The sequence below is a fragment of the Acinetobacter sp. GXMZU3951 genome, from assembly GCF_054457875.1.
The window spans coordinates 139637-163523 of the sequence record NZ_JBTLFO010000001.1 but is presented as its reverse complement, the minus strand read 5'-3'; the positions used below and the strand labels follow the sequence as shown (position 1 = coordinate 163523).

The following is a 23887-nucleotide window of genomic DNA, read 5'->3' as shown; positions in this document are numbered from 1 at the left end:
AGATACTTTCCTTTAAAAAAAAGGTGCTGTTATAGGCACCTTTTTTAGTGCTCTCGACAGAGCAAATTATCTTGAGTGGTCTAATCAATTAGGTATCATCCGAATGGTCGGAGAGGAGTAGTTGTCCAATCCCATAGATAATCGCCCCGATTGTCGCCAGAAACATATCTTTATGTGCATCCCACATGTCACCTTGTTGCCCGTTGTAGTTTTCGGCATCTTCTGGGGAGAGTCCCATAGCAATCAGCCATTCAATCCATTCATAGATTAAACTACTTGCCATGACAAATTGGATCACTAAAAGAAAATATACATAAGGCTTCAGTGTTGGTAGCCAAACTTGAAGAAGGCGATAGAAAAAAGGGTAGAGGAATAAACCATAAAATAAATGCACGGCACGATCATACATATTGCGCGTCCATCCCATGGTTTGATTTAAATCAAACTGGAACTGCTGAATTAGCCACTCATTATACGGCACATAGGAGTAAAGATAGTGTGCAGCAAGAATATGAATCAGTAAAAAAGCCAAATACAAAACATAAGTAATAAAGGTTAAGCCGATTTTGTAGAGGGCCAGCAATAAAGTGATGAGCATTAATACTGTGCCAACTTGATGCAGTAAATAAGATTCAAATTCCAGTGGATCAATACTGGCAATGCCAATCGCCAATACAACAATGGCTAAGCAAATATAATGTTTAAGGTGAAGTTGATACTCTATCATGCTGTTATTTTCGTCAGTACATAAACATAGGGCATAAAAAAAGCGAAGCCGTAGCCTCGCTTTTCAAATTAACAGCTAATTAGATTTTAGCAATTAATTCTTTAATTTGTTTAGCTTGTTCAGCAGCATTACCCGTGTAGCTAGCAGGTGTCATTTCAGCCAAACGCGCACGGTCAGCAGCAGGCACAGCTTCAAGTTCTGTTCCATTGACAAAGTCCACCATCATGTCACGTGTCATTGCTTGACCACGAGTAAGGGCTTTCAATTTTTCGTATGGTTTTTCAACGTTATAGCGACGCATAACGGTTTGAATTGGTTCAGCTAATACTTCTTGAGCGTTGTCTAGGTCTTCAAGAATACGTGCAGCATTCAGTTCAAGTTTACCAATACCTTTTAAGCAAGCTTCAAAAGCGATTAAGCTTTGTGCAAAACCAACACCCATGTTACGAAGCACAGTTGAGTCAGTTAAGTCACGCTGCCAGCGAGAAATAGGAAGTTTTTCACCTAAGTGCGCCAATACTGCGTTGGCAATACCTAAGTTACCTTCAGAGTTTTCGAAGTCAATTGGGTTAACTTTATGTGGCATCGTTGAAGAACCCACTTCGCCTTCTTTCAATTTTTGTTTGAAGAAACCTAAAGAGATGTAACCCCATACGTCACGGTTAAAATCGATCAGAATCGTATTGAAACGACGTAAAGCATCAAAAAGTTCCGCCATGTAGTCATGTGGCTCAATTTGAGTGGTGTACGGGTTGAAGTCTAAACCTAAAGATTCAACAAATGCTTGTGAATGCGCAGGCCAGTTGATGTCCGGGTAAGCAGACAAGTGGGCGTTGTAGTTACCCACAGCACCATTGATTTTGCCAAGCAATTCAACGTTTTGGAACTGCTTGATTTGACGTGCTAAACGATACGCCACATTCGCCATTTCTTTACCCAAAGTGGTTGGGCTTGCAGTTTGACCATGGGTACGAGAAAGCATTGGTTGTTCAGCATGTTTTTCTGCCAAAACAACAATTGAGTCAATGATTTGTTGCATAGAAGCAATCAGTACATCACGACCATTTTTTAACATTAAGGCGTGAGACAAGTTGTTAATATCTTCTGAAGTACATGCAAAGTGAATGAATTCACCCGCATTTTTAAGTTCATCAATATTGGCAATTTTTTCTTTTAAGAAATACTCAACTGCTTTTACATCGTGGTTGGTGGTACGTTCAATGTCTTTAATGCGGTTTGCATCATCTTCAGAGAACTCAGCAACGATAGCATCTAAAGCTGCATTAGTTTCAGCAGTAAAAGCTGGAACTTCAACAATCTCTGGGTGGTTCGCAAGCGCTTGCAACCAACGCACTTCAACAGTCACACGAGCATGGATTAAACCAAACTCAGAGAGGAAAGGACGGAGTGCGTCACATTTGCTAGCGTAACGTCCATCTAATGGAGAAAGTGCAGTTAAAGCGTTCATGGTGATTCCTTAAACTTTGGAATAAAACGTAAAACGAAAATTTCGTACAGCATCCGGTTAGACCACCTGATACTGCAAACGAGCGAGATCTTGAATATCTTGGAGCAATTTACGCTTGCTAAAGATCATGCCCCAAGAGTTGCCGCCTAATTGACGCCACAAATGTGCCATTTGTAGACCCGTAAATAAGGCAGCACGAATTCGATTGGTGTGTCCAGCATCTTTAAATGCTTCTGCATTACCGCGAACCATAATGCGCGGATTGATTTGACCTGCGGTTTCAACATAGGTCTGCGCAAGATTGGCAATAATGCTGGGATGGCTGTAGTTATTGTCAAAAAATGAGAGTTGTTTCAGAATTTTTTGTTGTGATTTTTCAATGATTTCAACGAATTTAGGATTGCTATACACTTTCTTCTCGAGTTGTAGTAATGCCATGGCATAAGACATTGGAAGTTTCGTGTTGGACAGTTTGGGTAAACGAGATTTTGGTGCGGGATTGAAAGGCTGGGTAATGCTGCTTTCGAGTGTCTTTAGTCCTAATGAAATATCTGCAAGTTGATTGAAAAAATCTAGAGTTTGGCAAGACTGATTGGACGTGGGACGAATATTTAAGCTGGCTTTGATCAGCTGCTCTAAATAGAAGTTTCCGCTATCTCCGATGCTCTGTCGTCCAGAAATAGCGGTCATATGGGTGAGTTGCGTTGCCTGAAATACAGCCGCTAAAGCCAACGCTCTATTTTGGCGTTGACTAAGCGTTTGAGGCTGTTGAAACGGTAACTCAACCATACCGAACAATCCTTTTAAATAAAATCAGGTTTAGGGGCATTGGTATGGTGAATCACACCACCACCTAAACATACATCATCAAGATAGAACACAACACTTTGACCTGGCGTGACAGCACGCTGTGACTCATCAAATTCGACGCGAACGCCATTCGGCATCGTGTCATCTTTATATAATACGCAAGCTTGATCGGGTTGGCGATAACGCGTCTTTGCTGTACAGCGGAAACCTGTCGCAGGAATCTCTTGTTCACCTGCAACCCAGTCAATCGATTCGCTCCAAAGTACGGTGCTGTGCATCAATGGATGCTCATGACCTTGACCGACCACAAGACGATTATGCTCAATATCTTTGTGTAATACGAACCAAGCACCTTCTTCAGCACCTTTCATACCACCAATGCCAATACCGCCACGCTGACCGAGCGTATAGTACATTAAGCCGTGATGTTCACCAACCTCTTTGCCATTATCCAGAACAATTTTTCCAGGTTGTGCAGGTAAATATTGTTTCAAGAAGTCATTAAAACGACGTTCGCCAATAAAACAGATACCTGTTGAATCTTTTTTCTTGGCAGTCGCTAAACCGAGCTGTTCTGCAATGCGACGTACTTCGGGCTTTTCAATTTCACCGACAGGGAATAAGGTCTTGTTAATTTCACGGCCATGAACCGCATGTAAAAAGTAGGTTTGATCTTTATTCTTATCTAAACCACGGAGTAAAGGTGCATATTCCTCACCACGAGAGTTGGTCATGGTTTCACCACGACGGCAATAATGACCTGTGGCAATAAAGTCGGCACCTAAATTTACGGCATGGTCGAGGAAGGCGCGGAATTTAATTTCTTTATTACACAGGATATCTGGGTTAGGCGTACGACCCGCGGCATATTCAGCAAGGAAGTGTTCAAACACACGATCCCAATATTCCATAGCAAAATTGGCGGTATGTAACTTAATCCCGATTTTATCGCAAACGGCTTGTGCATCAGCCAGATCTTCCATGGCGGTGCAGTATTCAGTGCCATCATCTTCTTCCCAGTTTTTCATGAAAAGTCCTTCAACTTGATATCCTTGTTGAAGAAGAAGTGCGGCAGATACAGAAGAGTCTACACCACCAGACATACCGACGATGACACGTTGTTGCATAGGATTAAGCATCCAGATTAGAAATTAAAGGAGAGTTTTGGTGCTCATAGATGAGCGATAAAGGGTATTTTCGACCTGCCAGCGCATCTTTCACGGCTTTAATGACTAAAGGGCTTCGAGCGCGAGCTGTTTCTTGAAGTTCGTCTAAACTCATCCATTTGGGACCAATAATGCCTTGATCAAGTTCAGCTTCAGGAAAATATTCTAAGACATGTGCTAAAAAACAAAATCTAAAATAAGTGCGGTCTGGAAACATGGGCGGGGTATAGGTGTAAATGCCCAATAAAGCATCGACTTCAACCGCATGACCTGTTTCTTCCATGGTTTCACGCACAGCCGCCTGAATAATGCTTTCACCACATTCCACATGTCCAGCAGGCTGGTTAAACACGGTATGTGTGATCCCTTCACTGTGTTCTTCAACAAAGAGGAACTTTCCGTCTTTTTCAACGACAGTAGCGACGGTAACATGAGGCGCCCAAGCGGTCATAAAAAACTACCATGGAATAAAAGGAGTATTCTACAAAATTTAGGGGGGGATGGCTATGTTGATGGGGAGTTTTCTTCGAGCTAATCCATTCTCTGTTGTTTAAATTATGAAGCTTTATGCCCTAGATGCTCATAGATTGATGCATTGGTTTGAGTCAACAGGTATTCGATAAATAAATGCCATGCCAATCTGTAAAAATCATGAGTCGTATTTTTGAAAGATTTTAGGGAGTTAAATTTAATCCTCTTTTTTGGATGTATCATATTGATTTTATATACTAAATATGTTGAGTGGGAAGTTTTAGATTCTTGGAAAAGTGGCTAGCGTTATACTTGTGAAATTCACATCTGCTAGAAAAATTATTCGAATTTAACGCTATTGCTATTTCTAGATGCTTAGTCTATTTTATTGAGTATGAATTATTCTTCCTTACCGAAACGACCTCGTGGTAGACCAACCAAACATGGTGGGAACTATGCAGACACGAAAGATGTGTTAATCCGCAGAGGGATCGAGTTGCTGACAGAACGTGGTATGAATGCCATGAGCTTGGATGATCTGATGAAATCAGTTCAAGTTCCTAAAGGGTCTTTCTATCATTATTTTGCAAATAAAGAGGCTTTTATTTTAGAAGTCTTGTACGCTTATGAACTTTATTTTGTGAAGCGATTAAAGCAGTTTTTAAGCCAACCAGAACTTTCTCCATTGGAAAGGCTACAAAATTTTGTAAAAGATGCGGGTGAAAAACTGCAAAAATACGACTTTAAACGAGGTTGTATTTTAGGCAACTTAGGCCAAGAAGTTGCGTACTTGCCGCCTGAGATTATCGCCCGAATCGAAAGTATCTTTAAGGTATGGGAGAAATTGGTTTCTGATTGTTTGTATCAGTCAGATTCACAATATAGCGTTATTAAGTGTGATGAAGCGGCTTATCAGTTTTGGATTGGATGGGAAGGTGCGGTACTGAGAGCGCGCTTGGTCAAATCTGCCAGTCCTTTAGATGCATTTTATCGCTTGTTTGCTGTCAGTGTAGAACAGCTAAATCGGGTTAAAAATTAAGTAAAAAATGAATGCAGATGTATGCATTTATTTTTTACTTAATTCTAGACAAGTAGTCTAATTAAATGAAGAGGAAGTTCTATGTACAAGGGTATTGAAATCACTAAAGATGATGCGGGTTACAGCTCAAAAATTACAGAGATTGCTGCAAAACCTTTACAAGAAGGAGAGGTTAGAGTCGAGGTAAAGTATTCAACATTAAATTATAAAGATGCTTTAGCCATTACAGGGCGTGCTCCAGTGGTACGTAGTTTTCCGTTGACCCCAGGCATCGATTTCTCAGGCGTAGTGATTGAATCAAGACATCCAGCATGGACAGAGGGCGATGAGGTTGTGTTGAATGGCTGGGGCATGGGTGAAAAGTATTCTGGAGGACTGGCTGAACAAGTCACTGTTTCAGGTGATTGGCTTATCAGAAAACCTTCAGCCTTTTCTTTTAAGGATACGATGATCATTGGTACAGCAGGTTATACCGCGATGCTGTGTGTCATGGCTTTGCAAAAGCACGGTATTAAGCTGAATGATGGAAAAATTTTAGTGACGGGTGCAAATGGTGGCGTGGGTAGTATCGCAATTATGCTTTTGAAGCATCTAGGTTATGAGATAACCGCTTCAACAGGTCGACCTCAAGAATCAGAATATTTAACCTATTTGGGTGCGAGTGAAATTATTGATCGTGCTGAATTAGCTTCATCAGGTAAGCCATTAAGCAAAGAAGTTTGGGCAGGTGTAATTGATACTGTCGGTAGCCATACTTTGGCCAATGCATGTGCTGGAACCAAATATCGAGGAGCTGTTGCTGCGTGTGGTTTAGCTGGTGGCATGGATTTTCCTGCTACAGTTGCTCCATTTATTTTGAGAGGAATCACGTTATATGGCATTGATAGTGTGATGGCGCCGATCGAATTAAGAACAGAAGCTTGGCAGCGTTTGGCCGCCGAATTAGATCAAACAAAATTGGAAACAGTAACGACTGAAATTCAGTTAACGGATGCTATAAATATTTCAAATGATATTTTAGATGGGAAAATTAGAGGTCGAGTAGTTGTAAAATTATAATCTGAAAAATTCATTCATAAGGGCGTATTGATGAATAAGACTGACGGATGAATATGATTACGTTTTGTGCTAAAGGAGCATTAGTTGTATTAGTTTAGTCTTCTAGAGCCATCACTGTTAAACATAATGGTGCATCTTTAATAATTTAAAAAGCCCCAAACTATGGGGCTTTTTAATTAATCTTGCTCTCGGTAATTATTCGCCACTTTCACATAATGGCGCGCAGAATAAGTTAGAAACTCTTTTTCTTTATCCGTTAATGGACGTACCTGCTGTACTGGACTGCCAACATAGAGATAACCACTTTCTAGACGTTTACGCGGTGGAACAAGACTGCCAGCACCAATCATGACATCATCTTCGATAATCACATCGTCTAAAACGATACTCTTGATTCCGACCAAAACTCGATTGCCAATAGTACAGCCATGTAAAGTGACATGATGCCCAATGGTGACATCTTCACCAATAATAAGGGGAGAGCCATTCGGCTTAGCATCATTTTTATGGCTGACATGCAGCATGCAGTGGTCTTGTACGTTACTGTGTTTGCCAATTTTAATGCTGTTCACGTCTCCACGAATCACAGCAAAGGGCCAAACTGAAACATGATCAGCCAGTACCACATCTCCAATCACAATCGATGCATCATCAACATAGCAAGAGGCATCAATTTTGGGTTTGCTATCAAGATAAGGGCGGATATTTTTTTTCATATTCATACAGCATCATTCAGCAATTTACCCTAGAGTATAAAAGAAAAAAGCACTCGTATTTGCATACGAATGCTTTAACTTTAGTTTAAGCAATCAAGTCTTAAAATAAGTTAGCGAAGAATTGTTTAATATGGTCGAGTAAACGTGCGAAGAAACCAGCTTCTTCAACTGACTGTAACGCGACTAATGGCTTTTCAGAAATTACCTTGCCGTCTAAGCTTGCAACATATTTACCCACCACTTGACCTTTTTGTAGAGGTGCTGTGAGTTTAGGCTGCACAACTAATTGGGTTTTGATGGCATCAGCTTTGCCTTTAGGCATAGTTACATTGAAGTTTTCTGCAAGTCCAATTTGAACTTCATTTTCTTTACCAAAATAGACTTTTGCTTTGGCTAAAACTTGGTTGGCAGGTTGTACTTTTACAGTTTCAAAGTTTGCATAGCCCCAAGCCAATAAGCTACGTGTTTGTGATGCACGTTCCTGAATTGTTGGCGCACCAAAAATCACAGAAATTAAGCGCATTGGACCACGTTTAGATGAAGTGGTTAAGCAGTAACCTGCTTCTTCAGTGTGACCGGTTTTTAAACCATCTACGCTTGGATCAGTATAAAGCAGGGCATTACGGTTGCCTTGTTTAATTCCATTAAAGGTAAATTCTTTTTCAGAATAAATTGGATAGTATTTTGAACTGTCGTGAATAATATGTTGCGCGAGTGTCGCCATATCTTTTGCAGTTGAGTAGTGACCATCTGCAGGCATACCCGTTGAGTTGATGAAATGCGTATTGCTCATCCCCATACGTTTCGCTTCTTCATTCATCATGTAAGCGAAAGTGCCCTCATTACCTGCAATGTGTTCTGCCATTGCTTTAGATGCATCGTTACCCGATTGAATGATAATGCCACGTAACATTTCTAATGCTGTTGCTGTGCCATTAAGAGGAACATACATACATGATTCGGTACTACTGCCACGACACCATGCAGATTCGTTCATGCGGACTTTTTCATCTTCAGTCAGCTCGCCCTTCAACAGTTTTTGTTCAATGATGTAACTGGTCATCATTTTTGTCATTGAAGCAGGTGCTAACTTTTCATTTTCATTTTTTGCTGCGAGGATTTGCCCCGTCTCATAGTCCATCAAAACATAAGATTTATTATTGAGTTCTGGCGGCGTAGATAAGACAGTTGCTGCGAAAGAGAAACTTGGTAATAGTAATGTTGCAGCAAGGGCGCTTTTACGGATCATTTCTAGCGGGTTCCAATATCTTGATATAAGCAGAAAGAACCTAGCATTCTAGGGTAAAGCATAGCCGACTTCCACCAGTGAAATCGGCTTATTGCAAAAGTATTGTAACCAATTTGTTTCAATTGCTATAGCTGGTTAATTCTTGACAGATTTCTTGGTTTTTATCATTGCCTGCATTTTGGGCATCTAATTTTGCTTCAGCCAAAATCGGTTTAAATGTTTTTGCTTGGCTAAGTTTGGCAAGGGCATCCACGGCATTTTTTTCTTCAGGCATATGCTCTTGCACTAACTTGGCATAGCCTTGTTCAAAGCCGTCTTTATTTTCGACTAAGCTTGGGCAAATTTCTGAAAGTACATAAATGGCAGCAAGCTCTTGCTGTGTCACAGTTTGATTGAGGGTGACTTCAATATTTTCATCTTTGCTTTCTTCTGCGTGGCTGAATGAAAAAGTAAGTGTTGTTAACAAGGCCAATGAAGCCATTTTTAAAGCTTTTAATTGCATAACCAATAAACTCAAAAAGTAAATCTATTTGCGCTAAGGTTAAACCGATTGCAAAGAAATGGAAGGGGATAAATGTATATAAATGGTTGAAATGATGAATAAGTTATAAATGATACTTTTCTACCTCAATCTACGAATGCCTGCATGTAGAAGCCATTCGTAGATCATGTACTTAATTAAGCTTGATATTCAACAACATCCATACAGACTGCTTGTTGTTCTTCTTTGCTGGTTTCATGCGCGGCTTTACGCGTTTCTTGCAAAATTGATTGGTATTCAGCATCTGACTGTAGTTTGTCTAAGGTCATCGCTGCATCAGAATGTTCTTTTAAATACATTTGAGTGAGGGTATTTACGTTACTGTCGAGTTTGGCATTTTTACCAATAAGGGCAGGGCAAACTTCTGCCATCACTTGAGTTGATGCAATGTCTTCTTTCACCATGGTATTGGCTTCTTCCTGAGTTAAGCCTTCGGTAGCATTGACAGCTTGAGCAAAAATAATCGCGCAGCTTAACCCCATAAAACGACGAAGTGATACATTTTTAATCATTGTAAGACACTCATTTAATGATTGATATTGCGCGTTAATATATATAATTTCACATATAATTCAATGAAATGTTCTAGTCAGTCACTTTTTTAAAAGGCGTGTTTTTTTGTGAATATTCTGATTGCAAATGATGATGGTGTTTTTGCACCAGGGATTCAAGCTTTGGCGCGTGCGCTAAAACCTTTAGGTCATGTGGTTATCGTGGCACCTGAGAGTGAGCGCAGTGGGTTTTCCAGTGCCTTGACTTTGGATCGTCCCTTACGACCAATTTCGATTGCACCTGATGTCTGGGCCGTAAATGGCACGCCAGCGGATTGTGTCTATTTGTCGATGAATGGCTTGTTTGATTTTGAATTTGATCTGGTTGTGAGTGGCATTAATAGTGGTGCAAACTTAGGTGATGACGTCCTATATTCAGGTACGGTGGGGGCAGCATTTGAAGGGCGACTTATGAAACAACCAGCCATAGCCGTCTCGTTGGCTGGCAGTAATGTGCGCAGTTATGAGCAGCCTGAAGATTATGCGGTAGCGGCACAATGGGTGCACGATTTTATTCAGGCTGGGTTACCTGAATTACCACCACGGCATATTCTTAATATTAATATTCCTGACGTTACAGAATTGCAGGGACAGAAAATTACCTATCAAGGCCGTCGTCATCAATCCAAACCAATTACCAGTCATGTGGATCCGCGCGGGCATCAAGTCTATTGGATTGGATTATCGGGGGAAGCCGTTGCAGAGCCTAAACAAGGCTTGATGGGTATAGAATCTGACTTTTTCGCAGTGGCCAACGGTTTTGTCAGTATTACTCCCATCCAGATGGATGCGACCAATTATGAAATCTTACACAGTTTGCATGAACAGTACCGCTAAAAGCCTTGTAAATGTTGTAACTTTGTGAAAAAGTCCGTGAATGCGGATTTTTTCAAAATATTTTTGCTACTCTTACGCGCATGAAAATCAATAAAGATATATAGAGAGGAAGATAAATGCCTGCGATGTCGCAAAATCGGATCTTTGCTACGCCAACAGCATTGTTGAAAACCCTAGTCATCTCAACAGCTATTGTCAGCACTGTAATTTTAAGTGGATGTGCATCTAAACCTCAGATTAATAATCCGACCCGCTACGCTGCGGCACCTGACTATTATACTGTCCGTTCAGGGGATACCTTGAGCGGAATTGCAGCTCGTTATGGATTAAGTTACATCAGTATTGCAGACATGAACGATATTGCTCCGCCATATCGAATTTATGTAGGACAATCGATAAAATTAAAAGGCTCGGGTAACCGCCGTACCGCAACTACTCAAGCAGTTACACAAACGGCACCTATTCAGCGTCAGTCCATTACCTTGCCAACCAACCCGCCTGTTGCACCGCCTGTATCGAGCAGTGCTGCTACGCCGGTTGCACCAACGCAAGCAACATCATTACGTTGGGTTAAACCATCTAATGGCGCAGTGATTGAAAACTTTAACTTAAGCAATAATGTCAAAGGTCTTCGTTATGGCGGTAATGTAGGTGATCCAATCTATGCTGCTGCAAATGGTCAAGTGGTTTATGCTGCAGATGGCTTAAAAGAATATGGTAATTTGATTTTAATCAAGCATATTGATGGTTACATAACCGCCTATGCACACAATAGCAAGATGATTGTGAAAAGCGGTGATAATGTAACAGCCGGTCAAAAAATTGCAGAAATGGGCTCATCGGGTACAACCCGCACCATGCTTGAGTTTCAAGTACGCCTAAATGGCAAACCAATCAATCCGACTAATGTTTTACCAATAAATTGAATTAAGAACATTACAACTTTTAGATTTCACCGTATAATCCAATGAGTTGCTTTTATCGAAAGGTAGGAGCATCTCATAAGTTTAGAGGGAAATTTATGTTAGATCAACTTCGAGCAATGGGAGTGTTTGCTTGTGTTGTGGAAAAAAGTTCATTTAGCGGAGCCGCACGAGAGTTAGGAATTACTACTAGTGCTGTAAGCCAGCAGATTCGTTCTTTAGAACAAGAGATGGAAGTGATCCTTCTGCATCGTTCGACACGGAAATTGAGTTTGACTGAAGCTGGACAAGCTTTTTTTCATAGCTGCCAAGAGATGCTAGCTGCTGCAGAACGCGGGAAAATTCGTATTAACGAATTGCGCGATGACCTAGTCGGGGAGTTGCGTATTGCAACCACTCCGGAACTTGGTGCCAATCACGTTATTCCTGCATTATCACATTGGATGTCGGCCCATCGAGGTTTAGCTGTTCATTTGGAAGCGGATAATCATTATATTGATTTGATTCAAGGTCGAATTGATATTGCGTTACGCATGAGTCCGAAAATTGAAGACCAGAGTTTACATGCGGTTCCACTGGCCCGCGTTGAACAAGTGTTAGTTGCTTCACCAAGTTATTTAAATCAGACAGCACCAATTTCACGTCCTGATGATTTAAAGAATCATGATCTGATTCCCGTTAACTTAATGAAAAACTATGAAAGTTTTGCTTTTCAGCATGGTATTTCTGGAGAAACCGTGAGCATTGAAATGAGCTCGCGTTTAACCACCAATAATGTGTTGATTGCCAAATCTTTATGTCTGCAAGGACATGGAATTTCTCGAATTTTATATCTTGATGTTCAAAAAGATTTAGTCAATGGGGCATTGGTAGAGGTATTACCTGAATGGAAACTACCTAATTTCTATCTCTATGCAATTACGTCTAAGCGTGAACAACAGCCAATGAAAATTCACCGCTGTTTAGATGCATTGAAACAATATTTTAGCCAATTACCCGGTGGCAGAATATATCAAGAAGCTTCATAAAAAGCTGAAATAAAAAAGCCGCTATACGCGGCTTTTTTTGTGGGGCAAAATTATAAATCTCACCTTACTGTGTGCTTATGCAAGATAAGCGCGGATCATGGTGACTAAACGTTGAATCAACTGATCGGCCTGTTCTTGGGTGATATTCAGCGGTGGTAATAAACGCACAACTGAACCCGCAGTCACATTAATAATCAGTTGATGCTCATCACGTGCAATATGCACCAACTCTGCACAAGGTTTTGGTAAATCAATACCAATCATTAAACCAAAGCCACGCACTGCTACCTTTTGCTCAGAGAGCTGTTGAGCGAGTTGCTGCACAATATAACTGCCCATCTTCGCAGCATTTTCTACCAGATTTTCTTTCTGGATGACATCAATCACGGTATAGACCACACGTGAACCTAAAGCTGTACCGCTATAAGTTGAACCATGGTTCCCTGCAGTGAGTACACCGACAGCACGACCTTGAGTCATTACAGCACCAATCGGGAAGCCATTCCCTAAGCCTTTTGCTGTCGTTAAGACATCAGGCACAATATTGGTGTGTTGATAGGCAAAGAATTGGCCTGTACGACCGTTCCCTGTTTGGACTTCATCGAGCATCATCAACCAGTTATGTTGGTTACAGATACGACGGATATCTTCTAAATAGCTAAAGCCTTGAGGTGCTGTATTGACACCGCCTTCACCTTGAATTGGTTCAACTAAAATTGCCACGATATCGGGATGTTGGATTGCAGCTTCTTCAATTGCCTCAACATCACCAAATGGGACACGAATAAAGCCTTCAACCAAAGGTTCAAAGCCTTCTTGGACTTTTTTATTGCCTGTCGCTGAAAGGGTCGCGAGGGTACGACCATGGAAAGAATGATCAGCCACAATAATTTTAGGTGTGCTAATGCCTTGCAAATGCGCAAATTTACGCGCAATTTTAATCGCACCCTCATTCGACTCTGCACCGCTGTTAGAGAAGAATACTTCTTCCATACCTGCAACTTGTGCGAGTTTTTGTGCAGCAGCCGTTTGCCAAGGCACTTCAAACAAATTGCTGGTGTGAATTAGCGTGCCGGCCTGTTCCGCAATGGCTTGGGTAATTTCAGGGTGAGAGTGTCCCAAACCACACACAGCAATCCCGGTTAAGGCATCTAAATATTCGGTGCCATCTGCGGTGTACAAATACGTTCCTCGGCCTCGGACAAAGCTGATCGGCTGACGGCCAAATACAGGCATCAAATGTGATGGTTGATCAGTTTGTATAGGGGCTTGAGTAAAGGTATTCATAACTAACTCGTATTTGAAAATAAAAAATTGACTTCACTAGCATCGACTTACCGAATGTAAGGAGATGATAGTGGATTGATTTGACAATTCAGGAGGGAATTGAAAAACAAACCCTATATAAGCAAAATCTCATCTAGAATTAAAGCCTGAATGTAAATAAAACTGGAATTATTGCTTTAACCATACTGTTTTGTTGTGTTTTGGGTATAATGCAAAGCAGATTAGTTGAGGATTCATCAATGACTGAACAAACACGCGATACAGAAGCGTTAATTCGTGACCAAATTGCTAAACACGCAGTTCTTCTTTATATGAAAGGCACTCCACAATTTCCACAATGTGGTTTTTCTGCACGTGCGGTAGAAGCACTCAGTCAAATTGGTCGTCCATTTGCTTACGTTAATATTCTAGAAAATCCTGATATTCGTGCAACATTACCACGTATTGCAAACTGGCCAACATTCCCACAATTGTGGATCAATGGCGAGTTGATTGGCGGTAGTGATATTATGCTCGACATGTTCCAAAAAGGTGAGTTAAAGCCTTTAGTTGAACAGTACAGCCCAGCACCAGAAGCGTAATTGTTTTCTGCTGTATAAAAAAGCCAACATTGAGTTGGCTTTTTTTATTGGGCAATACAAGTGGCTTCAGCGATTATGCCATTTTTAATTGCGACTCAAGCGGGGGTAAGGTTTGGTCGCGTCCCACCATATAGGTGTATTGTGCAAGGCTAAACATTTCCAAATCTTCTTCACTATTGCCATAAGCATAAATACTGGAATATTCAGCAATATTGTAGTGCTCACTTATGCGGATTTTTTTTTGCAGACGGCTACAATCTGCGCTTTGATAGTATCCAGTTAAGCGTCCATCCCGAACTTCGGTTTCAGTGCAAATTAAATTGATGTCTAATAATTGACACAAGGGTTTTAAATATAAATCGACTGAGGCTGAAACCAAGACCACATCATGGCCTAAGCTTTTATGTTGACGTAGTTGAGTTATAAACTTTGCATCAAGCTCATGTATGAGTAGCTGCGCATACGCTTCAGCCATCTGCTGAATTTCAGCATAGTCCGTATCCTTAAACATGGCGTTAAACAACTTCGGTCGCATGGCATGCGCGGGGTAAATATTGAAGTAGTAGGCTTGAATCCAAGGGAGCAGTTTCAAGCCTTGTTTCACGATATGTCTTTTAGACAGTGCATAAAAGATGAAGCCAGTAAAGCTGTCTTTTTTGCAGAGCGTACCGTCAAAGTCGAAGAGTGCTAAATTTTTATACGTTTCGCCCGTTGCATACATGTTTCATAACGTCCGTTCACGCGGCTTGCAAACCAGTTGGTATTATAATCTCGGCTTAATTTAGGTCCTGAAATAACCACTTGTGGCATAGTGGCATAAAAGGCTTTTTTGCCTGTTTTTTCTTCATAGAGTTTGGTCACGGCTCGATAGGTTGCCGTGTCTTCAAAATCTTTCTCTTTTTCTTTCTTCAAATCGCTACGAATTTGACGTGGAGTAACCAGAATATTGTTTTTCGCAAAAACATTAATTAATTCACGCTCTGATTCACTTTTGCTCGAACGAATTGACCCATCTTTATTATACAGCAGTAAATCACCATCTAAGCTCAGTTCAGCTTCAGTTAAATCATTCAACATGCTTTGAAATGCGGCATTACGGCTCGAATACATACCAGAGTTATAATCTGCAAAACGATAAATGGCTTTATCATAATTGGTTGGATACATCATTAAACGATGGATACCATAATACAGTCCGCCGTATTGGCTGTATAAGTCTGTACGCAACTCGGCAATGCTCCCACCTTGACGCTTATGTGCCTTGGCATAGCCGATATGCACTTGCATTGAACCTAAGGTGGTAATCGGGTTCATTTTTTCCCCGACATCTTGTCCTACCAGTTTGGCAGCACCTGTTAAGGCACTGACATGATAGTGTTGAGACATATAGTCGAAGATTTCACGATAAAGCTCATCCAGTTGACGTTCGGTTTGAACGCGACGCATTTGACTTAAATAGTTGTCTTCTGGGCTGGGTTGAGTTTTCAGCACTTCCTCAAAATAGCCTGAAACTGTGCCGCCAAGCGTTTCACCAAGTTTATCTGTGAATTTTTCAGTGAGGCGATCTTGAACTTCCTTGACGGCTTTTTCACCTAAGCCTGGCACTTTCGGATCAGCGACAAAATTTGATTCCTGATCGACGACAGCCACAATACTGCAAACATTTTCTTTGGTTTGTGGAATACCGAGTTGTTCGGTAATGTCGAAAATATCCTTCGCCCAAGAACTACGATCATTTACGCGAGATGGTATTACGCGCTTGATTTGATCAGCGTCTAATGTTGGCTCATCATCTTTCCACCAAGAATGATCACCACAAGCAATTAGACTGAGTGAGAGTGCTAAGATGCTTAACGGTTTGAGAGATTGGGTAAGGGATGTCGAAAAAGCAGTTTTTCTCATAGTCTCGGGGGCAATAGGTAAGGGATGAGCAAATAGTGCAGATGCAGTATACTATGTCAGTGATTAAAAGTTATGAATATATATGTATATTGGTCCCTATCAACTGTCAAATAATTTAATTGTCGCTCCTATGGCTGGAGTGACCGATCGGCCATTCCGTACCCTATGTAAATACTTTGGTGCTGGGCATGCGGTCAGCGAAATGATGACAGCAGACAAAACCTTACGCATGAGTAAGAAAAGTTTGTACCGGGCAAATTTTGATGGGGAATTGGCACCTATTTCGGCACAAATCGCGGGCTCAGATCCCAAAGAGTTGGCAGAGGCGGCGCGTTATCAAGTGGCCAATGGTGCGCAGATTGTTGATATAAACATGGGGTGTCCTGCGAAAAAGGTCTGTAACAGATTGGCAGGGTCGGCACTATTACAAGATGAAGATTTGGTCGCCCGAATTTTAGATGAAGTGGTGGCCGCAGTAGATGTACCTGTTACACTCAAAACGCGCTTAGGTTTTCTCAATGGGCATGAAAATATTTTACGTGTGGCGCAAAGAGCTGAACAGGCGGGTATCGCGGCTTTGGCACTGCATGGTCGTACTCGTGAAGACATGTATTTAAATACAGCACGGTATGGCTTAATTAAAGAAGTTAAGCAGCTCCTGAAGATTCCTGTGATTGCGAATGGAGATATTGATAGTCCAGAAAAAGCCAAATATGTACTGGACTATACGGGTGCGGATTCGATTATGATTGGTCGTGCTGCACAGGGCCGCCCTTGGATTTTTAGGGAAATTGCACATTATTTACAAACGGGACAACATTTGGCTGCGCCACAAATTGCTGAAGTCAAAGAAGTGCTTTTGGGGCATTTAACTGAGCTCTATCAATTTTATGGAGAGTATTCAGGCTGTCGAATTGCCCGTAAACATATTGCTTGGTACACCAAAGGCTTACGTGCAAGTAATGAGTTCCGTCAGAACATGTACAAAGTGGAAAGTACACGAGAACAGGCCCAAGTGGTTGAAAATTATTTCAACTTACTGCTAGGTGAGGGTCACACGATGCATGATGTACAAGACGAACCGGTCAATTTACTCGATGTTTAAAGCCTGATGTCTTCCGCATTAAACGACACAAGCCCGGCAATTGCTGGGCTTATTGTTACTGAGCTGAGTATTATTGAGCCTGACTCATTTCGAGGACTAGTTGATTAATCAGATCCGCAGCTTCAAGTTCACGAATCTGCGCTACATTGGTTCCTGCCCAGAAAGCGCCGTAACCATGATCACCCTGTTGACAGGCTGCTGCATATAATTGTTTGGCTAAGTCATAAGTATAAGGATAAGCTGGGACTGCGGGGCGATTCGGTTGATCAATTTCTTTATGCCATGTATTGACCAAGCCACGTGCAGGGCGACCTGAAATGCTGTCGGTAATTTGCGTAATTGGCGCATCAAACAGGGCTTTACGATAGACAGCATTCGCACTAGAGCTTTTACACTGCACAAAAGCAGTCCCTAGTTGAACGGCTTTTGCCCCTAGCTGCATGAGCATATGCGCTTGCTGCCCAGTCATGATGCCACCCGCGGCAATAATTGGAATGTGGCAGTGTTGGCTTAATAAGCGCACTAAATCTGAGGTTTTAATTGCACTATCAATGCTTTGATTAAATATACCTCGATGTCCACCCGCTTCAATGCCTTGGGCAATAATCATATCAATTCCAGCCGCCTCAATTGCCAAGGCTTCAGGCAGATTGGTCGCAGATACCATCGTGAGAATGCCCGCATTTTTGAGTGCTTCAATTTGATGGGCATGCGGAATGCCGAAATGAAAACTTACAGCTTTGGGGCGTGTTTCAAGCACAAGATTTAGAAAGTCATCATTGTCTAGAAAACTTGGATAGATGCATTGTAATTGTTGCGGCACTGGGGTGTTAAAACGCGCAAATTGTGGGGCGAGATAGTTTAACCATTGCTGGGTAATGTTAGGATCCAAGGTCTTTGTTTGATGACAGAAAAAATTCACTTGGAAAGGGCGGTCGGTTAATGCTTGGGTGGCGTGAATTTGTGTGCGAGCGGCATCAATCTGACTTGCACCTAATCCCAGTGAGCCGAAACCACCTTGATTAGAGACTTCAGCTGCCAAAGACGGTGTCGATACCCCTGCCATAGGTGCTAAAAATATAGGATGTTTAATTTCTAGTAATTCTAATAAAGACATGACAAAGCTCCTTAAGTTTATTTCACTCTGCCGAAGCTCAATTAAATAAGCAAATAATATTCACTATTTATTCGCAAAATAGAATCCCAAAGGCAATGATCGCTTAAGTCCAAAGAAGTGCTTGGTACAACATTCGGTGCATAGTTTAATCCGCCATAAAAAAACACCCTTACAGGAAGGGTGTTTTTTGAGTAAAAATTATTGCTGTGCTTTTTCTTTCACATCACCTGCACCTTGTTCAACGGCACCCGCAACGTTAGCTGTTGCATCTTTAGCAGCATCTTTGACATCATTTGCTGCAGCTTCGGTTTTGGCAGCAGCTTCATCCGCAGCCGCATCAATTTGGTTAGCTGCATGATTTGCCGCGGCTTCAGTTTGCGCAGCAGCTTCGCTCGCTGCATTTTGCATATCATGCCCAGCTTGTTCAGCCGCATTTTCTAAATGTTCACCAGTGGTAGCCCCTGTTTCAGGCGCTTTTTCTTTACTACATCCAACTAAAGTCACAGCAGCAGCAAGACCTAAAGCAACAAGTAATTTATTCATAAGATATTTCCTTTTCGTTGTTATATCCGCTTAAGGGACTCATAAAATATAGAGTAAAAACGATAAAAAAATGAACAGAAAATGTTAAGTATTTGTAATTATTGGTAAAAGTAATTTGTGTTAATGCAACTCATTGAGTATGGCTGTGCAGATCGAGATTGGCTAATAGCGAGGTGCTTAATCAGAACAAAATCTTAAAGAATGATGGGATAGGGACTGGCGAGCTTTGTTTATGGAAGGGAAGGCATTAGCTATGATTTGAGCCTATAAAAGGTGTGATATTTATCACATAAAAAGCATAATTTTAATTTAAAGAGGTGAAATTTTAAGCTGAGCAAAAATGTCAATTTGCTTCAGTTGAAGTAATCGAAGTGTTATTTATAAATATAGTATATAAAATAATGACTTATAATAATTAGGAGTGGTGGGTAATAATGTTTGTATGTATAAATCCTTAAAAAATTAAGGAAATGTGTAACAAAATTTTTAATAAATATTCAAATAATGATTTTTTCTGCCTATAAAAATCACTATAATGTGAAACAAATCACATTTTTAATTCTTATTTACTCATTATGATCTTACAACAGTACAAAATCGTTTTTGGTGGAACGATGGGGGCAGGTAAATCGGCAGCGATTAAAGCGTTGTCCGATGTCGCTGTTGTGTCTACTGAAGCAATCAATACCGATATTCAAGCACACTCAAAACTGATGACTACTGTCGGTATCGATTACGGTGAAATTGTTCTTGAGGATGGTACTCAAATTGGGCTGTATGGCACACCAGGGCAAGACCGATTTGATTTTATGTGGTCGATTATCAGCAAAGGCGCTATCGGTATTGTGGTTTTGATCGATCATAGCCGTGCAGAACGATTGCAAGATTTGGAATTCTATTTAAATGCATTTGAGAGTCATGGCTCGAATCTTGTGGTTGGGATTACGCATTTAGATGAGGAAGATCAAGCTAAGCTCAAGCCCTATCGTGATTGGATGCAAATTCATCAGAAAAATTATCCCTTATTTGCTGTCGATGCGCGAAAAAAAGATGACGTCTTGCTCATGATTGAAATGTTGATCGCCATGCTTGAATGTCAGGCACCAGCATTGGTTTAAATTATCAAAAGATCAGTGTTTTTTTATTTTATTGGAAAAGTGGCTGGATTCAATTCAGATAGGCAAGCTGGATGAGTCACTGCAAGGATGTGAATTTAGATTTTGGCATTAGGGTTCATTTAAAATGAATAACATCTTAAATATTGCGGTGTTCGGGCTCAGTCTTAGTACCTTAGATCACATTAAAACTCAAATCCTACTTTCGCTTCCAAGCTCGGTACAGGTGAAATGGGTGAATTTAGCCGAACGGCAGATTGATGTGCTGTTGGTCAACGATGTATTTTTTAATGCACCGAGTGTCCAAAATATAGTATCCAGTCAGAAAGTTGCATATTTACGTTTAGTCAAGAAAGCTGAAAATGCAGGTCGAATTTTTGGCGATCAATTGTTTTATCCATTTTCAAATTTATCGCATTTGCATGATTGGTTGTATGAAAAACTCAAATTTGTAACGCCTGAATGGGTTACCTCAAACACTGATATTTCCTTAAGTCCAGCACCAGTGTCAGTGCCTACGGTACTGCAAGCAGAAATGACGACCGAACAGGTCTTTCATGAAATTTTCACGCCACGAAATGGTTTTATTCAATTATTGGATGCGCATGGCTTTGTAGCATTGGTGGATACGCGAACCGAACGAGTCTGGGTAGAGGCCGGAAAACAGATTCAGTTTAATTCAACCCTGAAGCAAACCTATGCGACGGCACAATTTGTGCAGGAAACTATGAAGAATAAAGAGGTTTTTGATTTAAGAGTTTGGCTTTGGAAAGTGGTCAATCAATCCACAGATTTGCAATTACCTCAAGTCGAATTGAATCAGAATTTCAAGTTAGACATTTGGCCGCAATTTGAGAAAGATTTAAAGCGCAAAGAGTATCTGAAAATGGCGGCTTGTTTCTCACATGGTGCAAATTTGAACGATGTCAAACAGTTTTTGAATTTAAGTCATGATCGGATATTGAATTTTGTATCTTGCGCTGCTTTACTGCAATTGGGGCGTTTTGTTCATCAAAATGAAGTGTAATTTCAGGAAGATACAAAACAAGTAGAATCAGGACAAGGGCATAGATTACGCAGCTTTATTGGAAAGTTACGTAAAAAACTCGGTCTTTAAAGTAACTTCGCCTTACATATAATTTTAACGGGTTATTCCCATATCAAGAGGAAACAAGAAATGGCACGTGTTAGTCTCGATCCATTAACAACTTTAGATGGTTTTGTTGCAGCTGCACTGGTTGACAGTGAAAGTGGTCTGGCTTTAGCAACTCAAGGGGGAGGTGTTGACCTAGAGCTTGCAGCAGCAGGCAATACAGAGGTTATTCGTTCAAAGCGTAAAGTGGCTAAAGCTTTACAACTAAATGATAACATTGAAGATATTTTAATTACTTTGGGTAAGCAATATCACTTGATCCGCCCATTAGATACCAATGAAACATTATTCTTGTACTTGGTGTTAGACCGTTCTAAATCAAACTTGGCAATGGCGCGTTATGAATTGAAAGGTTTTGAAAAAGGTCTTGATTTTTCTTAATCCAATCAAAATCATTCAAATGCCAATGTCTCTGACATTGGCATTTTTTTGTCTAAAATCTCAGTCTTTTGCGTAATAGATTTGATAAGCCGCTTGAAAGGTACTGACATGCAGCGGTACCAGCGCATTTAAGGCTTGGTAGCCCCCAGCCAAAACAAACATTAAGGGGATGTGATGACTGTGTGCGAGTCGGAATACCATGGCATCACGTTTTTGTATCAACTCGGTTGTAAACCATGAGGAGCCACAGGGATCATCTTGGTGACAGTCCATTCCGGCCTGATAAACCATTAAATCGGCCTGCCATTCTTGTGCTTTTGTAAATGCCTCATGTATGGCCAGAATATATTGACTAAAATTGCCATTATGCTTGTGTACATGACGGGTTTCGGAGCGTTCATACGTCGGGCAACCAAAAGCTAGACCATAAATACTAAAATTAAACAGGTTGTCATAGCGTTTGGTAAATTCAGCCGTACCATTACCACCGTGTTGGTCGCAGTCCAAAACAAAAATGCGTTTATTGGGGAATTTCTCTGCCAGTAAGGCTAAACCATTGAAGGTGCAATAGGAGCTGCCAAATTCATGCACTGCATGATGAAAACCTTGTGCAATATTGGCTGAGATTTGATGTTGCCAAGCCAACTCCGCTGCAAGGACTTGTCCAGAATTAATCTGGTACACCGCATCTCGCAATTGGCTATTCCATGGTTTAAACCCCTGAAAAGTTGCCATTTTTTCGGGAAACCCGCTGTGAAAGGCATCTACATATTCAGGCGCGTGTAATTGCTTAAACAGTTCGATAGGTTGCGTGTTGGGGACATGAAATTCCGCAATGCCCAAAGGCTTCAGTGCTTCCGCTACAGCCGTTAATTTTTCCATACTGTTGGTATGCGTGCGAGCATAATAATGCGGAGAGTAGCAGACCTGTAACATGAAGCTAACCTTGAATTTGCATAAGGGCAATATCGCGTAATTGTTGCAGTTGGGTCGTGCCTGGACTAAATAGCCCATTTTCAACTTGTTGTGCATAGTGTGTACTAAAGGCGCGGGCACGGTTTTGCGGCGATATGGCTAAAGTGGTGAGTCTTAAAAACCAAAAACCATTAATCGCGGAATAAGGCAGAACAAAACCCTTGAATTTTTGATTTGGTGTTTTATCAAGGATGCGGTCCCGATCATAAGCCACAGAAAATAATGAACCTGCGGGTAAGCACACACCATTCATTAAGACAGGTTTCAGACTAATACAAGAGTGATTATCTCCCATATTAAGTTTTTCCAGTAAAACCGGTTGCTGCTGTTCATCGACAAAAATATTAATTTCACCTTGTCTCAACATGCGACCATGGGCAATCTTTAGGAAGAAGTTTTCAGCCATTGGACAGGAGCCCACTTTAGGTTTCTCCGCTAATGCTTTTAATTCGACTAAACTGCTTTCGGTCGCTGTTTTGGGAAGAATAATATCTGCTATTAGTCCACACAGCAGCTGGCTTTCTTCGAGTTGCGCCTGAGCGGCAATCTTGCGTAATTGCGCTTGGAATTGCACATGATGCTGAACCTCTGTTTTAAATTCTTCGGGGGTAGCCTCGGGTAAGTGCTGTGCAGCCGCATTTTGGTCCAGATTGTGCCAATCGGAAATCTTAAAATGAGATTGTTCGATTAGGTTTTTCAGCACTTTGGTTTCATATTGGTCAAATAGCTTTAAATCGGTAAAGTCTTGTGCGAGTCGCCTGGTATTGATGTATTCCGCCAAGACACGTGTGGTCTGTGTGTAACCGCAACCTCTGCGTTCAGTTTGATGTGAAAAATGTTCATTTAACATTTCAGTCAGTTTGGAAGACAAAGGATGAACATGTTGTTTGAAGAGTTGAATAATTTCGTGGTCGGTCTCGCGCATCCGTGCCTCATTTTCTACGCTTTAATCTATTTTGATCTACTTGAATTGAAACTAGATGTTTACTTTATTCTCAAGTTTAAGTTGAATATTTAAAGGATATACAATAACAAAAATCTTTTTAAAAAAATAAGTTATATTCAAATTTTTCTTTGTTGCCGAATGTGGCTATGTTATGCCATAACAACAAAAAACCAGCTTTTATGGCTGGTTTTTTGTTG

Annotated in this window: 26 protein-coding genes; 10 read left to right on the top strand and 16 right to left on the bottom strand. The window is 41.0% G+C overall.

Going from position 1 to position 23887, the window contains the following annotated elements; translation table 11 throughout:
- Window positions 1-88: 88 nt before the first annotated feature.
- The 5 genes from ACX17N_RS00755 to ACX17N_RS00735 all read right to left on the bottom strand — a co-directional run bounded on the left by ACX17N_RS00755 (window position 89) and on the right by ACX17N_RS00735 (window position 4622).
- A complete protein-coding gene (locus ACX17N_RS00755; protein WP_458890682.1) occupies window positions 89-727 on the bottom strand; it encodes a DUF2238 domain-containing protein in 639 nt (212 codons plus the stop codon).
- A gap of 79 nt (window positions 728-806) precedes the next feature.
- Window positions 807-2195 (bottom strand): adenylosuccinate lyase, encoded by a 1389-nt coding sequence (gene purB, locus ACX17N_RS00750; RefSeq protein ID WP_458890681.1) that lies wholly within the window; start codon window positions 2193-2195, stop codon window positions 807-809.
- A 57-nt stretch (window positions 2196-2252) separates the two neighbouring features.
- Window positions 2253-2984, bottom strand: coding sequence for a high frequency lysogenization protein HflD (hflD, locus tag ACX17N_RS00745; protein ID WP_458890680.1), 732 nt, complete (start codon window positions 2982-2984; stop codon window positions 2253-2255).
- Window positions 2985-2998: 14 nt separating this feature from the next.
- Window positions 2999-4132: a tRNA 2-thiouridine(34) synthase MnmA gene (gene mnmA, locus ACX17N_RS00740; RefSeq protein ID WP_458890679.1), complete on the bottom strand. Its 1134-nt coding sequence runs from the start codon at window positions 4130-4132 to the stop codon at window positions 2999-3001.
- Window positions 4133-4136: 4 nt separating this feature from the next.
- Entirely contained in the window at window positions 4137-4622 is a 486-nt protein-coding gene (locus ACX17N_RS00735) for an NUDIX hydrolase (protein ID WP_458890678.1), read from the bottom strand.
- A 414-nt stretch (window positions 4623-5036) separates the two neighbouring features.
- On the opposite strand from ACX17N_RS00735, the gene ACX17N_RS00730 reads away from it, so the two are divergent.
- Window positions 5037-5681, top strand: a complete 645-nt coding sequence (locus tag ACX17N_RS00730) for a TetR/AcrR family transcriptional regulator (protein ID WP_458890677.1) — start codon at window positions 5037-5039, stop codon at window positions 5679-5681.
- A gap of 81 nt (window positions 5682-5762) precedes the next feature.
- A complete protein-coding gene (acuI, locus tag ACX17N_RS00725) occupies window positions 5763-6740 on the top strand; it encodes an acrylyl-CoA reductase (NADPH) (protein WP_458890676.1) in 978 nt (325 codons plus the stop codon).
- Window positions 6741-6916: 176 nt separating this feature from the next.
- Here acuI and ACX17N_RS00720 read toward each other — a convergent pair whose 3' ends face one another.
- The 4 genes from ACX17N_RS00720 to ACX17N_RS00705 form a co-directional block, all read right to left on the bottom strand.
- Complete coding sequence (locus ACX17N_RS00720) at window positions 6917-7456, bottom strand: gamma carbonic anhydrase family protein (protein ID WP_458891107.1); 540 nt, start codon at window positions 7454-7456, stop codon at window positions 6917-6919.
- A gap of 100 nt (window positions 7457-7556) precedes the next feature.
- Window positions 7557-8705, bottom strand: a complete 1149-nt coding sequence (gene dacC / locus ACX17N_RS00715) for a D-alanyl-D-alanine carboxypeptidase PBP5/6 (RefSeq protein ID WP_458890675.1) — start codon at window positions 8703-8705, stop codon at window positions 7557-7559.
- Between the two features lie 118 nt (window positions 8706-8823).
- Window positions 8824-9207, bottom strand: a complete 384-nt coding sequence (locus ACX17N_RS00710; protein ID WP_458890674.1) for an MCR_0457 family protein — start codon at window positions 9205-9207, stop codon at window positions 8824-8826.
- A gap of 176 nt (window positions 9208-9383) precedes the next feature.
- The gene (locus ACX17N_RS00705) at window positions 9384-9758 is read right to left on the bottom strand and encodes an MCR_0457 family protein (protein WP_458890673.1); all 375 of its coding nucleotides are present in this window, start codon (window positions 9756-9758) and stop codon (window positions 9384-9386) included.
- A gap of 108 nt (window positions 9759-9866) precedes the next feature.
- On the opposite strand from ACX17N_RS00705, the gene surE reads away from it, so the two are divergent.
- The 3 genes from surE to ACX17N_RS00690 all read left to right on the top strand — a co-directional run bounded on the left by surE (window position 9867) and on the right by ACX17N_RS00690 (window position 12585).
- Window positions 9867-10634: a 5'/3'-nucleotidase SurE gene (gene surE, locus ACX17N_RS00700; protein ID WP_458890672.1), complete on the top strand. Its 768-nt coding sequence runs from the start codon at window positions 9867-9869 to the stop codon at window positions 10632-10634.
- Between the two features lie 116 nt (window positions 10635-10750).
- Window positions 10751-11560: a peptidoglycan DD-metalloendopeptidase family protein gene (locus tag ACX17N_RS00695; protein WP_458890671.1), complete on the top strand. Its 810-nt coding sequence runs from the start codon at window positions 10751-10753 to the stop codon at window positions 11558-11560.
- Window positions 11561-11655: 95 nt separating this feature from the next.
- On the top strand, window positions 11656-12585 hold the full coding sequence (locus ACX17N_RS00690) for a LysR family transcriptional regulator (RefSeq protein WP_458890670.1): 930 nt from the start codon (window positions 11656-11658) through the stop codon (window positions 12583-12585).
- Window positions 12586-12660: 75 nt separating this feature from the next.
- Here the strand turns inward: ACX17N_RS00690 and ACX17N_RS00685 are convergent, their stop codons facing one another.
- The gene (locus tag ACX17N_RS00685; protein WP_458890669.1) at window positions 12661-13872 is read right to left on the bottom strand and encodes an acetylornithine/succinylornithine family transaminase; all 1212 of its coding nucleotides are present in this window, start codon (window positions 13870-13872) and stop codon (window positions 12661-12663) included.
- Window positions 13873-14111: 239 nt separating this feature from the next.
- Here ACX17N_RS00685 and grxD point away from each other — a divergent pair, with 239 nt between their 5' ends.
- Window positions 14112-14453, top strand: coding sequence for a Grx4 family monothiol glutaredoxin (gene grxD / locus ACX17N_RS00680; RefSeq protein WP_016166729.1), 342 nt, complete (start codon window positions 14112-14114; stop codon window positions 14451-14453).
- 73 nt (window positions 14454-14526) lie between these two features.
- On the opposite strand, the gene ACX17N_RS00675 is transcribed toward grxD, so the two are convergent.
- Together ACX17N_RS00675 and ACX17N_RS00670 are read right to left on the bottom strand one after the other, a co-directional pair.
- Complete coding sequence (locus ACX17N_RS00675) at window positions 14527-15174, bottom strand: HAD family hydrolase (RefSeq protein WP_458890668.1); 648 nt, start codon at window positions 15172-15174, stop codon at window positions 14527-14529.
- Window positions 15141-16355: a DUF1615 domain-containing protein gene (locus ACX17N_RS00670; protein ID WP_458890667.1), complete on the bottom strand. Its 1215-nt coding sequence runs from the start codon at window positions 16353-16355 to the stop codon at window positions 15141-15143. Before ACX17N_RS00670 ends, ACX17N_RS00675 begins: the two co-directional genes overlap by 34 nt.
- A gap of 82 nt (window positions 16356-16437) precedes the next feature.
- On the opposite strand from ACX17N_RS00670, the gene dusB reads away from it, so the two are divergent.
- Window positions 16438-17460 carry a tRNA dihydrouridine synthase DusB gene (dusB, locus tag ACX17N_RS00665; RefSeq protein WP_458890666.1) on the top strand — a complete coding sequence of 341 codons (1023 nt, stop codon included), beginning with the start codon at window positions 16438-16440 and terminating at the stop codon, window positions 17458-17460.
- Window positions 17461-17530: 70 nt separating this feature from the next.
- Here dusB and ACX17N_RS00660 read toward each other — a convergent pair whose 3' ends face one another.
- Both ACX17N_RS00660 and ACX17N_RS00655 read right to left on the bottom strand, forming a co-directional pair.
- Window positions 17531-18577: an NAD(P)H-dependent flavin oxidoreductase gene (locus ACX17N_RS00660; protein ID WP_458890665.1), complete on the bottom strand. Its 1047-nt coding sequence runs from the start codon at window positions 18575-18577 to the stop codon at window positions 17531-17533.
- A 198-nt stretch (window positions 18578-18775) separates the two neighbouring features.
- Window positions 18776-19120, bottom strand: coding sequence for a hypothetical protein (locus ACX17N_RS00655; protein ID WP_458890664.1), 345 nt, complete (start codon window positions 19118-19120; stop codon window positions 18776-18778).
- Between the two features lie 575 nt (window positions 19121-19695).
- Between ACX17N_RS00655 and ACX17N_RS00650 the strand changes: the two genes are divergently transcribed.
- From ACX17N_RS00650 to ACX17N_RS00640, 3 genes are all read left to right on the top strand, one after another.
- On the top strand, window positions 19696-20238 hold the full coding sequence (locus ACX17N_RS00650; RefSeq protein ID WP_458890663.1) for a GTP-binding protein: 543 nt from the start codon (window positions 19696-19698) through the stop codon (window positions 20236-20238).
- Window positions 20239-20362: 124 nt separating this feature from the next.
- Window positions 20363-21262: a hypothetical protein gene (locus tag ACX17N_RS00645; RefSeq protein WP_458890662.1), complete on the top strand. Its 900-nt coding sequence runs from the start codon at window positions 20363-20365 to the stop codon at window positions 21260-21262.
- A gap of 150 nt (window positions 21263-21412) precedes the next feature.
- Window positions 21413-21769, top strand: a complete 357-nt coding sequence (locus ACX17N_RS00640; protein WP_458890661.1) for a roadblock/LC7 domain-containing protein — start codon at window positions 21413-21415, stop codon at window positions 21767-21769.
- Window positions 21770-21829: 60 nt separating this feature from the next.
- Here ACX17N_RS00640 and ACX17N_RS00635 read toward each other — a convergent pair whose 3' ends face one another.
- Both ACX17N_RS00635 and ACX17N_RS00630 read right to left on the bottom strand, forming a co-directional pair.
- Window positions 21830-22705, bottom strand: coding sequence for an arginase family protein (locus tag ACX17N_RS00635; protein ID WP_458890660.1), 876 nt, complete (start codon window positions 22703-22705; stop codon window positions 21830-21832).
- Window positions 22706-22709: 4 nt separating this feature from the next.
- Window positions 22710-23669 (bottom strand): hypothetical protein, encoded by a 960-nt coding sequence (locus tag ACX17N_RS00630; protein WP_458890659.1) that lies wholly within the window; start codon window positions 23667-23669, stop codon window positions 22710-22712.
- Window positions 23670-23887: the final 218 nt, after the last annotated feature.

Excerpts from the sequence above, each read along its gene's own strand:
- hflD (WP_458890680.1), bottom strand. The coding sequence starts at position 2,984 with ATGGTTGAGTTACCGTTTCAACAGCCTCAAACGCTTAGTCAACGCCAA.
- dusB (WP_458890666.1), top strand. The coding sequence starts at position 16,438 with ATGTATATTGGTCCCTATCAACTGTCAAATAATTTAATTGTCGCTCCT.
- ACX17N_RS00690 (WP_458890670.1), top strand. The coding sequence starts at position 11,656 with ATGTTAGATCAACTTCGAGCAATGGGAGTGTTTGCTTGTGTTGTGGAA.
- ACX17N_RS00645 (WP_458890662.1), top strand. The coding sequence starts at position 20,363 with ATGAATAACATCTTAAATATTGCGGTGTTCGGGCTCAGTCTTAGTACC.
- ACX17N_RS00735 (WP_458890678.1), bottom strand. The coding sequence starts at position 4,622 with ATGACCGCTTGGGCGCCTCATGTTACCGTCGCTACTGTCGTTGAAAAA.
- mnmA (WP_458890679.1), bottom strand. The coding sequence starts at position 4,132 with ATGCAACAACGTGTCATCGTCGGTATGTCTGGTGGTGTAGACTCTTCT.
- ACX17N_RS00675 (WP_458890668.1), bottom strand. The coding sequence starts at position 15,174 with ATGTATGCAACGGGCGAAACGTATAAAAATTTAGCACTCTTCGACTTT.
- acuI (WP_458890676.1), top strand. The coding sequence starts at position 5,763 with ATGTACAAGGGTATTGAAATCACTAAAGATGATGCGGGTTACAGCTCA.
- ACX17N_RS00695 (WP_458890671.1), top strand. The coding sequence starts at position 10,751 with ATGCCTGCGATGTCGCAAAATCGGATCTTTGCTACGCCAACAGCATTG.
- grxD (WP_016166729.1), top strand. The coding sequence starts at position 14,112 with ATGACTGAACAAACACGCGATACAGAAGCGTTAATTCGTGACCAAATT.
- ACX17N_RS00685 (WP_458890669.1), bottom strand. The coding sequence starts at position 13,872 with ATGAATACCTTTACTCAAGCCCCTATACAAACTGATCAACCATCACAT.
- ACX17N_RS00730 (WP_458890677.1), top strand. The coding sequence starts at position 5,037 with ATGAATTATTCTTCCTTACCGAAACGACCTCGTGGTAGACCAACCAAA.
- ACX17N_RS00660 (WP_458890665.1), bottom strand. The coding sequence starts at position 18,577 with ATGTCTTTATTAGAATTACTAGAAATTAAACATCCTATATTTTTAGCA.
- ACX17N_RS00655 (WP_458890664.1), bottom strand. The coding sequence starts at position 19,120 with ATGAATAAATTACTTGTTGCTTTAGGTCTTGCTGCTGCTGTGACTTTA.
- ACX17N_RS00640 (WP_458890661.1), top strand. The coding sequence starts at position 21,413 with ATGGCACGTGTTAGTCTCGATCCATTAACAACTTTAGATGGTTTTGTT.
- ACX17N_RS00705 (WP_458890673.1), bottom strand. The coding sequence starts at position 9,758 with ATGATTAAAAATGTATCACTTCGTCGTTTTATGGGGTTAAGCTGCGCG.
- ACX17N_RS00755 (WP_458890682.1), bottom strand. The coding sequence starts at position 727 with ATGATAGAGTATCAACTTCACCTTAAACATTATATTTGCTTAGCCATT.
- ACX17N_RS00720 (WP_458891107.1), bottom strand. The coding sequence starts at position 7,456 with ATGAAAAAAAATATCCGCCCTTATCTTGATAGCAAACCCAAAATTGAT.
- ACX17N_RS00650 (WP_458890663.1), top strand. The coding sequence starts at position 19,696 with ATGATCTTACAACAGTACAAAATCGTTTTTGGTGGAACGATGGGGGCA.
- ACX17N_RS00635 (WP_458890660.1), bottom strand. The coding sequence starts at position 22,705 with ATGTTACAGGTCTGCTACTCTCCGCATTATTATGCTCGCACGCATACC.
- purB (WP_458890681.1), bottom strand. The coding sequence starts at position 2,195 with ATGAACGCTTTAACTGCACTTTCTCCATTAGATGGACGTTACGCTAGC.
- dacC (WP_458890675.1), bottom strand. The coding sequence starts at position 8,705 with ATGATCCGTAAAAGCGCCCTTGCTGCAACATTACTATTACCAAGTTTC.
- ACX17N_RS00710 (WP_458890674.1), bottom strand. The coding sequence starts at position 9,207 with ATGCAATTAAAAGCTTTAAAAATGGCTTCATTGGCCTTGTTAACAACA.
- ACX17N_RS00630 (WP_458890659.1), bottom strand. The coding sequence starts at position 23,669 with ATGCGCGAGACCGACCACGAAATTATTCAACTCTTCAAACAACATGTT.
- ACX17N_RS00670 (WP_458890667.1), bottom strand. The coding sequence starts at position 16,355 with ATGAGAAAAACTGCTTTTTCGACATCCCTTACCCAATCTCTCAAACCG.